General features: G+C 60.7%; 12 protein-coding genes and 1 pseudogene. 2 read left to right on the top strand and 11 right to left on the bottom strand.

Annotated elements, in window-relative coordinates; all coding sequences use genetic code 11:
- The 6 genes and pseudogenes from K289_RS0139230 to K289_RS0139205 all read right to left on the bottom strand — a co-directional run.
- Positions 1-341: pseudogene (locus K289_RS0139230) on the bottom strand (IS66 family transposase); the annotation flags it as partial.
- A gap of 48 nt (positions 342-389) precedes the next feature.
- A complete protein-coding gene (tnpB, locus tag K289_RS0139225) occupies positions 390-737 on the bottom strand; it encodes an IS66 family insertion sequence element accessory protein TnpB (RefSeq protein WP_012041834.1) in 348 nt (115 codons plus the stop codon).
- Positions 734-1,135 (bottom strand): transposase, encoded by a 402-nt coding sequence (locus K289_RS0139220; protein WP_027556155.1) that lies wholly within the window; start codon positions 1,133-1,135, stop codon positions 734-736. Before K289_RS0139220 ends, tnpB begins: the two co-directional genes overlap by 4 nt.
- A 265-nt stretch (positions 1,136-1,400) precedes the next feature.
- Positions 1,401-1,595 carry a hypothetical protein gene (locus K289_RS0139215; protein ID WP_027556344.1) on the bottom strand — a complete coding sequence of 65 codons (195 nt, stop codon included), beginning with the start codon at positions 1,593-1,595 and terminating at the stop codon, positions 1,401-1,403.
- 52 nt (positions 1,596-1,647) lie between these two features.
- A complete protein-coding gene (locus tag K289_RS0139210) occupies positions 1,648-2,748 on the bottom strand; it encodes an NAD(P)-dependent alcohol dehydrogenase (protein WP_027556343.1) in 1,101 nt (366 codons plus the stop codon).
- A gap of 84 nt (positions 2,749-2,832) precedes the next feature.
- Positions 2,833-4,308, bottom strand: a complete 1,476-nt coding sequence (locus K289_RS0139205; protein ID WP_035687694.1) for a benzaldehyde dehydrogenase — start codon at positions 4,306-4,308, stop codon at positions 2,833-2,835.
- A gap of 338 nt (positions 4,309-4,646) precedes the next feature.
- Here K289_RS0139205 and K289_RS0139200 point away from each other — a divergent pair, with 338 nt between their 5' ends.
- Positions 4,647-6,446: a sigma-54-dependent Fis family transcriptional regulator gene (locus tag K289_RS0139200; RefSeq protein ID WP_027556341.1), complete on the top strand. Its 1,800-nt coding sequence runs from the start codon at positions 4,647-4,649 to the stop codon at positions 6,444-6,446.
- Positions 6,447-7,030: 584 nt separating this feature from the next.
- Here K289_RS0139200 and K289_RS46960 read toward each other — a convergent pair.
- From K289_RS46960 to K289_RS51195, 4 genes are all read right to left on the bottom strand, one after another.
- Complete coding sequence (locus K289_RS46960) at positions 7,031-7,570, bottom strand: nucleotidyl transferase AbiEii/AbiGii toxin family protein (protein WP_051311309.1); 540 nt, start codon at positions 7,568-7,570, stop codon at positions 7,031-7,033.
- A 680-nt stretch (positions 7,571-8,250) separates the two neighbouring features.
- Entirely contained in the window at positions 8,251-8,919 is a 669-nt protein-coding gene (locus K289_RS0139185; RefSeq protein ID WP_027556340.1) for a hypothetical protein, read from the bottom strand.
- Positions 8,916-9,497 carry a helix-turn-helix domain-containing protein gene (locus K289_RS49790; RefSeq protein ID WP_084788930.1) on the bottom strand — a complete coding sequence of 194 codons (582 nt, stop codon included), beginning with the start codon at positions 9,495-9,497 and terminating at the stop codon, positions 8,916-8,918. The genes K289_RS0139185 and K289_RS49790 overlap by 4 nt, the downstream gene beginning before the upstream one ends.
- 23 nt (positions 9,498-9,520) lie before the next feature.
- On the bottom strand, positions 9,521-9,841 hold the full coding sequence (locus tag K289_RS51195) for a hypothetical protein (protein ID WP_156918437.1): 321 nt from the start codon (positions 9,839-9,841) through the stop codon (positions 9,521-9,523).
- A gap of 352 nt (positions 9,842-10,193) precedes the next feature.
- On the opposite strand from K289_RS51195, the gene K289_RS46955 reads away from it, so the two are divergent.
- Positions 10,194-10,598 carry a hypothetical protein gene (locus tag K289_RS46955; RefSeq protein WP_027556339.1) on the top strand — a complete coding sequence of 135 codons (405 nt, stop codon included), beginning with the start codon at positions 10,194-10,196 and terminating at the stop codon, positions 10,596-10,598.
- Between the two features lie 162 nt (positions 10,599-10,760).
- Here K289_RS46955 and K289_RS46950 read toward each other — a convergent pair.
- Positions 10,761-11,613: IS5 family transposase (locus tag K289_RS46950; protein ID WP_035687202.1), on the bottom strand; the 853-nt coding region annotated here is incomplete at its 5' end.

Here is an 11,613-nt window from a genome sequence, read left to right as displayed (position 1 = left end):
CGCACCGGCCGCTTGCGCATGAAGGGGCGGACGTTCTGCGTCTTCGCCGCTGCGGCCTGCGCGGCAAGCTCATCCTCGCTCGCCGTGGTGACGAGTTCTTCGAGCTCCAACTCCAGCTGCTCGAGCAGCCGTGCCATGCGCTCGGAGCGCTGCCCGTACAGTTCGCGTTTGAGCTTCTCGATCCGCAGCTCGAGATGCGCGATCAGCGCCTCGTTGTCCGACAGCTCCGCCCGCGCACTGGCAGCCACCGCCTCGGCTCGCAGCCGCGCCTCACGCTCGGCCTGCAGCGCCGCCAGGGCACTGACAAGGTCCGATGGAAGATCGTCCGGCTTCGATATCATGAAGCCATTGAATCAGATCAAGCAGCAGATTCAAACCGAAAAAAGCGGCTATCCGACCCGCGTCGGACGCTGGGTTTCTTGAGGGTTGCGCCAATCGATCCCGGACAACAGGTAGCTCAACTGCGCCGGAGAGATCGTTACCGCTTCACCGGCAACTGATGGCCAGATAAACCTTCCTCTCTCGAGTCTTTTGGTAAACAGGCATGCGCCCTGGCCATCGTGCCAAATGACCTTCAAAAGATCGCCGCGTTTGCCCCTGAAGCAGAATAGACCGCCGCCCATGGCGTCGCGCTTGAGCACTTCCTGCACGCGCAGAGCTAGGCTCGGAAAGCCACACCGCATGTCGGTATGGCCCGTCGCCAGCCACACTCGCACGCCCGTCGGGATCGGGATCACCGTAGCGTCTCCAGCCCTCGCATGATCCGTAGCAAAGCCGCGACATCGACGTTGCGATCCACGATCACGCGTCGGCCATTCGCGGTCACGACCTCCAGAGTGCCTGTCGCCGCCGGTGCCGCGCGCTCCGTCGTCGACTGGACCTCCGACACAATCCGGGCCGGCACAAATCCACCTACCTGACAGCCGCCAAGCTGTCCTTCGCGATAGGCCTTGCGCCACGAAAACAGAAGCTGTTTCGAAAGCCCATGATGCCGTGCTGTCGCCGACACCAGCCGCGGACCCGAAAAACTTTCCTCGACAATCCGCAGCTTCTCGGCAGCCGACCAGCGCCGACGCCGGCCAGTCTCCACAACTTCAAGGCGACGCACTTGGCGACCATCAGCAAGGATATCCATACCGACAGTCAGCTACAGACCGGATAAACCCGCAAGACGGCCGTCCTCGGACGAGTACATCGCGGGTCGCCTTTGCCGACATACACATTGGGTGAACAACCGCATGAATTGCGGGGTCAGCACGCTTGATCATCTACTTTTATGGCGGCGGTTTCTTCCTCGGCTTCTTCGCGCTCGCACCGCGTTGTGGTCGCGAATCTCGCGCGGGCGTCAGGCATGGGCGTGCTCGCCCATCCCGCGCCGAACGCGGATGACGATGTGCTTGTCATCCGCGCCGGCAAAGTGGATCAGGTCGCCGCCCGCCGGACCCGCTGCCACGCTCGATCATGCGGTCGTCGGGAATCGGCGTCTGCTCGTTGATGGCTTCGAACCAGGCACGCATCTCCGGCGGGCCGCCGTTTGCGAGCGGCGGAAACTGGGCGCTGATCTCGAGAATGTCTCCGTGCTGTTCCTTGGACATGTCACTCGCCGGCGGGGCCGGTCGCTCTTGATGGTGGTTGGATTTGCTGGCCTCAGCTCATCCGCACGATCGGTTTGATGACCTCGCCGGTTTCGGAGGCGTGGATCGCCTGGTTGATCTCGTCGAGCGCGTAGAACCTCACGAGCTTGTCGAAAGGAAAGCGACCGTTGCGGTAGAGATCGATCAGCATCGGAATGAAGATGTCCGGATTGGACTCGCCTTCGACGATGCCGATGAGGCGACGGCCGCCACTCATGAAGTGAGTTTCGTTGAGGACGATCTCGGCATCGGGGCCCGAGGCGCCCAGGATGCCGCAGGCGCCACGCGGACCGAGGCTTTCCACCGCGCTGCGGATCACGGCTGGAAGGCCGGTCGTATCGAGCGCAAAGTTCAGCCCGCTGCCGGTGATGCGCATGATCTCCTCGACCGGATTGACCTTGGTCGGATCGATCGTATGGGTGGCGCCGAGCGCCTTGGCGACGCTCAGCCGCGACGGCTTGGTATCGACGGCGATGATCGTCGTCGCGCCCACGACGACCGCTGCCATCAAGGCCGACAGGCCGACCGAGCCGGTGCCGAACACAGCCAAGGACTTTCCGGGTAAAACGCGCAGCGCGTTCATCACGGCGCCGGCGCCGGTCTGCACGCCGCAAGCCAGGGGGCCCAGCAGCTCAAGGCGCACATCGCTTGGCACCTTCACGACATTGGCTTCGTGACACAGCGCGTGAGTTGCGAAGGACGACTGGCCGAAAAAGTTGCCGTTGACGCGCTCGCCGTCCTTGGAAAGGCCGCTGGTGCCGTCGACCCGCGTCGCGAAGAAATTGCGCGGGAAGAATTCGTGGCAGTAAGTGGTCGCATGGTCGCGGCAGCTCGGGCAGGTGCCGCAGGAATTGAACGTCATCACCACGTGATCACCGGGTGTCACCTTTGTGATGGCAGCGCCGACGGCTTCGACGACGCCGGCACCTTCATGGCCGAGCACGACCGGCAGCGGCGTCGGCAGCATGCCATCGCGGACGACGAGGTCGGTGTGGCAGACGCCGGTCGCTGCGACTTTCACGAGGATTTCGTCAGCGCGGGGATTTTCAAGATCGATGCTTTCGAGGCTGAGCGGCGCGCCCTTGTCGCGGGCGATGGCGGCACGGATCTTCATGATGGGATTTCCGGTCGGACATGTTGCGATAGGATTGGGAGAGCGGGCATCCGGCGCAGCGCGCGCCGGATGCTGTGCGCAGGATCAGAACGGGTAGGGCGTTGCCTGCGGCTTCTCGGAGGTCCACACCCACTGTGTGAACTCCTCCCAGATGGCAGGGCCGCTGATGCGGCTGCCATTGCCGGAGCGGCCGCGGCCGCCGAACGGTGCGAACGGGCCGCCATTTACCGTCTGGTCGTTGATGTGGAGCTGGCCCACATTCAAACGCTCGCCGACGGCGCGGGCGCGCGCCAGCGAGCCGGAGATAACGCCTGCGGCGAGCCCATAGTCCAAGCGATTGGCGAGCTCGACCGCCTCATCATCGGTCTCGAAGCTGACGAGGCAGGCAACGGGGCCAAAAATCTCCTCTCCGAAGGCGAGCATGCCGGGCTTCACATCGGCAAGCACGGTCGCCTGATAATAGCGCCCGTCATGGCCGCCGCCGGCGAGCAGCCGCGCACCCGTGGCGACGGCATCATCGACGATGGACTGGATCTTTGCGACCTGCGCATCGCTGATGATCGGTCCGAGCGCGACGCGGCCGGTCGAGGGATCGCCGGCCGGCAGATGACGCGCCTTCTCTGCGATGCGATTGGCCAAACCTTCGGCGATGCTCTTCTGCACCAGCACAAGACCGGTCGACATGCAGATCTGCCCCTGATGCAGGAATGAACCCCAGGCGGCGTTGGACGCCGCGATGTCGAGATCGGCATCGTCGAGCACGATCAGTGAATTCTTGCCGCCGAGCTCGAGCTGGACCTTCTTGAGATGGCGGCCGGCGACCTCGCCGACCTTGCTGCCGCCGTCGGCCGAGCCGGTGAACGAGATCATCGCGATGTTGGGATCGGCGCACATGGCTTCGCCTGCGTCTGCGCCACCGGGCACGACCTGGAGCACGCCGCTTGGCAGCCCGGCATCCTCGAAGATGCGCGCGATGATGATGCCGCCAGATACTGCCGTTCGCGGATCCGGCTTGTGCACGACCGTGTTGCCGACCGCGAGCGCGGCGGCGATCGCGCGGATCGAGAGCACCAGCGGGAAGTTGAACGGCGAGATCACGCCGACGACGCCGTGCGGCACGCGTTTGGCGGTGTTCGACCGGCCCGCCTCCATCGACGGCAACAGGATTCCGTTCGGCTCGAGCGCAACGGCGGCGGCATGACGCACGAAGCCGGCGCCATGTTCGATCTCGATCGCGGCCTTCGGCTGGATCGAGCCACTCTCGCGCATGATCCAGCCGATCAGCTCCTCGGCATTGCGCTCGAGCAGGTCGGCCGCCTTGTTCAGGATTGCAGCGCGTTCGAGCGGCAGCCTGGCTGCCCAGCCCGGCTGGGCGAGGCGCGCCTGCTGCGCCGCCTCCGCAATATCGGTCGCATTGCCGATGCCGACCGAGCCGAGCACGGCGCACGTCGCGGGATTGTTGACGTCAGTCACGCCGCCGCAGGTAGCCGACCAGTCGCCGAGGAATGCCTTGCCCTGCCATTGCTCGACAGCAATGAAGTTGTGAGCCTGTGTGTTCACCGAAAAATCCTCACTTGTCCCCGCGCCAAAGCGGGCTCTCGTTGCAGGACCGCGAGGCGATGCCTGCGGCGTTGAGGGAGGGAAACAGGTCACAAGTAGGCGCCGGCCCTCCTGTTTTCGTTTTCCTCCCGTTGGCCGGGGGAATAGCAAGGCCGGTGCCACGTCCGGCTCCGAGTTGCGGCGGCGTTCCGGATTAGCAAAATAGTTGAATTATTTCATATGGATGGAGTCGGCGTTGAAGGGGTGCGCGAAGGGGTGCGGTCCGTTCGAGATCTCACGCCAGCGTCAAGTTTCTTTATGAAATCATGAAATTCCTCTAAGTTCGATTTCATTATTTGATGAAATTGGAAAGCGCCGGCATGCCCGACAAGGAATCCCTGATATCGCTCGCCGAGGCCTCGCGCCGCTCGGCGCAAATCCTCAGCCGGGGTGCGAGCAGCGAGCTTCGCACCAGTGCGCCGCCGACCTTTGATGATCTCGCGGAGTCCCTGCATTTCGCGCTCGGCGATGGCCGTATCTGGCTCAACGACCAGCGCATGGTGTTGATGCAATCGCAGGTGCTGGGGCGGCTGCGTGCCGAGATCATCGACGCCTTCGGCATGGAGACCGCCAAGGCGATCTTCATGCGCGTCGGCTACATGCAGGGCGCGCGCGACGCCGCGCTGATCCAGAAGCGCTTTCCGCATGAGGACCTGACCCACGCGTTGGCCGCTGGACCGCGGGTGCACACGCTGGAGGGCTTCGTCAAGGTCACCACGCGGCACTTCGAGTTCGACCGCGACAAGGGCACCTATTTCGGCGAGTTCTACTGGGACGATTCATCGGAAGCCGCCGAGCATGTCGCGAGCTATGGTCTCGCCAACGAGCCGGTGTGCTGGCTCCAGATCGGCTATCCCGCGGGCTACACCACAAAATTATTCGGCTCGCCCGTGATCTTCCGCGAGATCGAATGCGCCGGCATGGGCGCGCCGGGCTGCGTGATCATCGGTCAGCATGCCGATGCCTGGGGCGACGACGCGCCGGAGCGGCAGTATTTTGGCTTGGAATGGAAGAGCCGTCCGCTTCACGTGGCGGCCAAGATCCCCGTTGCCGAACAGGAAGCGCCGGCCGAGGTCGATGCCAAGGGCGACGTCGCGGTCGGCGTCTCCGCGGCCTTCGTTCGCACGCGGCGTCAGCTCGAGCGTGTCGCGGCCACAGACGCGACAGTGCTGTTCGTCGGCGAGTCCGGCGTCGGCAAGGAGCTGTTCTCCAGCCAGTTGCATGCGATGAGCCGGCGCAATGAAGGTCCGTTCGTCGCGATCAACTGCGCCGCGATCCCGGAGCAGCTCGTCGAGTCCGAATTGTTCGGCGTCGAGAAGGGCGCCTTTACCGGCGCCATCGCCTCGCGTGCGGGCTATTTCGAGCGCGCCTCGGGCGGCACGCTATTCCTGGACGAGATCGCCTCGCTGACCTACTCGGCGCAGGGCAAGGTGTTGCGCGCGCTTCAGGAGCGGAAGATAGAGCGGGTCGGCGGCACAAAGACCATCTCGCTCGATGTCCGCGTGGTCGCAGCGTCTAATGTCGATCTCAGGGCGGAAGTAGCGGCCGGCCGCTTCCGGCAGGATCTCTATTTCCGTCTCTGCGTTTTTCCGATCGTTATCCCGCCGCTGCGCGAGCGGCGCGACGACATTCCGCTGCTGATGGCCCATTTCCTCAATCTCTACAGCGCGCGGCACGGCCGCCGTCTCACCGGCTTCAGCCGGCGCGCAACGGACGCGCTGCTCAAATACAGCTATCCCGGCAACATCCGCGAATTGCAGAACCTGATTGAGCGCGGGGTGGTCTATGCCGACGAGGGTGGCGTGATCGACGTCGGCCATCTCTTCAGCGGTTCGGAGCTTCTGCCGCCATTCTCGATCCAGCTGACCAGCGAAGGCCGGCTCGGGCGGATGCCGCTTCACGCAGATGGTGTGCCGCCGACGGAGGCGCCGCCTGCGCTGTCACCCGACCACGGCGCCGCGTTTGCGGATGTGGAGCGCGCCACTTACGAGACGGCTTTGGCGCGGGCCGGCGGCAACGTCTCAGCCGCCGCGCGGGCGCTTCGGATCAGTCGGGCGCAGCTCGACTACCGGCTTCGGCGGCTCGGTCTGCACAAATAGTAGCGTTTTGTCGGCCTCGCAAGTTGGTTCTTCCGTCTTCAGCCGGCGTTCTGCCTTGCGGTATCCCCAGGCATCTGGACCATCCGTTCAACAATGGGCGTACGCCGCGTATCATAATGACGAAAGAATTGGCTCCACCGGTGCCGAGAGTCTATGCAGACAACCACAATTTCGATCGTGTCGCCCGGCCTCAACAAACGATCGACCTATGCGCCTCGACCCGACGGCCGTGCCATCGTGCGGACGGCCCGGCAGGTCTCGACGATGGCGAAGGGAATGCCATGGCCGCGACATTGCTGATGGCAACCTAGCTTGTCGAATTCGTGGATCGGGGCTGCATCAAGGTTCTTGCGTGCCATCTGGCTGAATCAATCAGGCTCGTACGGTGAACCGAGCGTGGCCCAGCCTGCGTGGCGGCTAACTGGGACCTCCTCAACAACAGACACCTCAATCGCTTAGGGTATTGTTCACAAGCGACACGCCAAGCGCAGAAATTTTCGGCCGTATGGTGGCGTTCGGAGCCGCATTCGCTCAATTGGTCACGGCCTGTCAGGCGGGGCCACGTTCCAAGTCGGTTGTTGTGCTTAAGAGCCGTTCAGTCGGATCAATTCTACGGACGTCGTCTCAAAGAGATTGGCATTGCGGAAGGATTGTCGAACGGCACGGTATACGCCCTCGAACTCGGGAGTCTTCGGCATTTGAGGATCAAGACGCGTGTTCCAAGTCACCTTCAAGAGCTTTTCCTTCTTGTCGAAGGCCTCACTGAGACCGTCTGCTGGTCGGTTTCTGAATTTGAGTTTCTGCGCGATGGGTAGAGCAAGCATCGACAGCTCGAGATCGTGGTCCTCAAGAAGTGTCCAGATGTCAATGAGGTCACGCGGTTGCGATCGTTTAGGGGCGGTCAATGCCACGATCTTTTTCGTTGCGATTTCGTCGATCGAATAGACGTTCAGACCTTCATGCTCAGGAAAATCGAATGCGGGATAGGTTTGGATAACCTTTAAGGAATCGAGATCGCCGCAAATGAATTCCGTTTTCGTCACGTCGACGTAGTCCTCGATACGCGGTGGCAGGAGGCTGGTCTGCTCGCGGCATGAACCGCGTTTGAATGCACGGATCGTCATGCGAATAATCGTACACCATCGCGCGCCGAGGATTCTTGCCCAGTCTCTTGACGCGTTGACCACATGCCCACAGCAACTGCAGCAGACAGAGTCTCTGGCAGCGTGATAGAAAGGGATCAGGAGCGGTCGGTTTCCAACTAACAAACCGGTTCAAGCGGGTCCCGCTCCGCGGGTCCATTTCATGAGATGATAATATGTATGAAAATATAAAACGTAAATGGGATAGCGGTTCCAGCATTGTTCCCAAAGGGGGAATGGTACTGTCCGTATTTAACCCTCAGTGTCCTAAGTTGAATTTCGAAGTGTCCTAATTTGTTCTCGGACAGCCATGAGCTGTTCATCGTCCGGATGGACTAAGCTGAAAGGGTGTTCCGCCAGACGAACACCGCCGGACTAAACCTCCGTATATCCAGAGTTTCGTCCCGACATGTGTTAACGATACGCGCCGTGCTTCTACGGGTGGCGCATGAAAAAAGGCGACGTGACGTGCTCGGAGTGCGGAGCTGGCTTTCGCCGCCTTGAGCTTCCCACGCAGCCGGGAACCAAGGGCGAATATCATTGCCCTGCGTGTGGCGAGCTTCTGGAGAGGTTCGACGGACAGGTGCTTATCGCCTACCGCCTTACGATACAGCCATCCATCAAAGGCATTCGCGATTAAGGCCGCCTCAGTTGGCGGCCTCTTAGTCACCAATAGCCATGGCCTCAATGGTTTCCAGCAAGCTCAGCCATTCGTTAGTCGGCAACACCCCATGGCAATGCCACCGATTGGTGGCATAGGGTTCCCCAGCCTTACGTTCGATCCAAAAATCTGAAACGAGGGTGTTATTGACGAGAGTATGAGCGTCGCCGCGCCATTGCACGCGAAGCACGTTTACGTCTTGGCTAAATCCGTAACGCTTTTGCGCGCTCTCGTTCAGGATGTCTTGGAGCTTTTTCCACCCCTTGAATATGTTTTCAAATTCGGGGGCAAACTCAACTGTGACCTGACTGAGATAGATGGTGTTCGGCGGTCTGATAAAATCTCGAAATCCAAGATCGCTCTGAGCCCACCTCCAGATTTCATCCGAAACTAGTTTCGCATCGTCGGTGTTGGAGCAATCAACAGCATATCCGTCGCTATAGATGTCGAATTTTTGGATGGCTATCATCGTCCCGTTGATGATTACAGCGCCGTCCCCGAACTTGACGACCTGATCAAGCGAAATGGGTGGGGTGGGTCGAATTTGAAAATTGAACTGCTCTGCGAGCGCCGTCGCAAGAATGGCGCTGTTTACTCCGTGCGTCGGGCGCACCTCTTCCCACGCGAACAGCTTCAGGCAGCGCCCAACAGTCGATCCAATTAGCTTCACGCTGCGGCTCCCGCTGCTGCCCCGCTTCCCAGCAATCCCCTGCCCGATAATGCAGGGCGCTGCGAGATAGTATTAGCATTCGCCGCCGCAGACGTTTCGACAGATGCGCTTAAACCAAGTTGACGCAATGTGGCGGAACCTCTTTGAGCATCATAAGCAGTGGCCGCTGATCGGTCCATACGTTGCCTAATTTCAAATAGGCGGTTTGCGTCAAAGCCTCGCTTTCTTAAAGCACTTGGTGACATGTTAGACATGCGAGCGAGCCAATCGTCCCATTCGACGAATTGAACTAACAACGGGAGATCGTAGGCAATCGCGATTTCCAGACATGACTGCAAGCTAAGCTTACCGTAGTCAGGGTCCTCCAAACGGGAAATCACACTTTGTGTTTTGCCCGAAGCCTTCGCTAGATCACCTTGGTTCCAGCGCCGCTGCTCTCTCAGAGCACGAATCTGAAAGGCGATGTACGAGCGTACTTTATCCATCATGTATTCATGACGGAATTCCTCGTCCGTCAGTTCACGGACAAGCTCATTACTGAAGTGGGAGCCAGAATGGACAGCACCTGGAAGCATCATGCTCAATTTCCTTTTTTCTGCTTTCAGCTATTTCGGCGCTTCGGATCGAACTTCCCGTTTCTTTCTTCAGCGCAGATGACAATTGTGAAAATCATTCCCGGGCTGAAAAATCCGAGAGGGCGATGTTGAACGCCGTCAACATTGAAGCGGATTTCGCCCAGCTCGTAGCCGTGAAGAAGATCGAACGGTTCGCGCTTCCATCCTGATCTTGGCGTCTGCGCAAGAAACTGAACGCGCCCCAGAAATTTCGCGCGACATCGCGGTGATTGTTTTCCGTACCAACTGCGAATCTCATCAACGCCACGCTCCGAGACATAGGACCGAATTGTCCAAAGAGCCGGCATCCAAATATCTCATTTTTGCGATTCGAGCGCAAGCGCCCGCTTGACGCGATATCGCAGATTTGCGATATAGTGATTGAGTCCATAAAAAATCCGCCTAACCTTTTAAGATTAGACGGGTTTTTTAAACGACGGGGTAGCAGGTCGCCGGAGAGCCCTTACGAAGTTCGCCCGGTCGGTTCGATTCCGACTACCTCCACCGAAAAGCGGGACCGCCGTGGTTGCAGCCGCAACGGCCTCTGATCAACCACCCAGGATTGAGCCCCGAAGCGACTGACCACTGACAATATACGCTTTGCAGAGCGTTTTTGCCAGAGTCGCCAACGCTCAATCCCCTACCGAGGATTGAGCCCTCATGAATGTCCTGTCTGGCGATCAACAGATCCAAATCATTGCCTGCCTGACCGAAGGCCAGAGCATCCGCGCCACTGAGCGCATCACCGGCATTCACCGCGATACGATCATGCGCCTTGGCGAGCGCGTCGGCCGTGGCTGTGCCGAGCTGCACGACCGCATGATGGTCGGTATCCGCACCGGCCGGTTGGAGCTGGACGAAATCTGGGGCTACGTCGGCAAGAAGCAGAAGAAAGTCGAGCGCCACGAGCTGAGCCATAAGGGCGACCAGTACACGTTCATTGCGCTGGCCTCCTCCGCTAAGGCCATCGTCTCCTATCACCAACGGCTTCTCAAAGAAGCTCACCAACCACGCTGCGGCGGTCAGCCTGTACGTCGCTCACTACAATCTCTGCCGCGTCCATGAGGCCTCACGAACCACGCCAGCGGTCGCGCTTGGCATCGCAGATCGCATCTGGACGATTGGGGATTTGATTGATGTGGTGCTGCCGCTGGGGCCGAACCGACCGGTTCGGGTAACCCGCAACTTCCGGGTAATCGACGGAGGGGAGCCGTAAATTGTCGTCCGTTAACAAGCCGGATTGAGCTGGGCCTGGCAAGCGAGCGTTCGCCATAGTAATCCCAGGAACAGGCGCAATAATTCCCTGAGCCAGGCGAGGATGCGGCGCAAGTTGTGGCCGACGGCTGAGAGGATGACGTTGGCGGCGTCGCCGGCGCGGCCTTTGAGGTAGCAGCGGCCGAGATGACCTTCCGCTTTCATGTGTCCGATGATGGGCTCGATGGCGGAACGACGGCGCAGCTCGCGCTTGATGACGCCGAAGACGCCGCGCTTCTGACCGGAGATGAAGACGCGGCGAGGATTTTGCGCGTCATGGCCGCGGTACCCCTTGTCGACATAGGCCCGCTCGATCGGACAGCCGGTGAGTGTCTCGGTGCGGTCGATGACGCCTCGCAAGGTGTGACCGTCGTAGGGGTTGTCGGGCATTGCGCTAGCGTGCAGCACGAACAGGCCTCCGGGGGCTCGGCGGTTGTTCGTGACGATGGAGGCCTTCACGCCGAATTCATAGGGCGCGGCGGCCTTGCCCTTGCCGATGCACTCCACCTCCGGGGCATGAAAGGAATAGAGCTTCCAGCCGCGCTGGCGCTGCTGCTGTGAGCGGATCTGGCTGGCTCGGCCAAGGGGGAGTGCGAACGCCTCTTCCAGTGCTGGCTGGTCCTCGATCTTGCGACGGATGTCGCGGATGATCCGGCCCAGCCGGCTGCGCAGGATACGCAACTGCCGCTGATGCCGTCCGAATTGTTTGGCATGAGCGTAGCGACCCGCCATCATCGCGGCTGCCTTGGCCACGCGAGAATAGGATTGCCGCAGCCTGACGCCGTGCTGTCTCGCCAGGCGGTTGAGCCCCCTGATGGCCGCATGC

The organism is Bradyrhizobium sp. Cp5.3, assembly GCF_000426265.1.
Classification (GTDB): domain Bacteria; phylum Pseudomonadota; class Alphaproteobacteria; order Rhizobiales; family Xanthobacteraceae; genus Bradyrhizobium; species Bradyrhizobium neotropicale.
The sequence above is the reverse complement of the archived record's forward strand: the minus strand, read 5'-3'. Positions and strand labels throughout refer to the sequence as shown.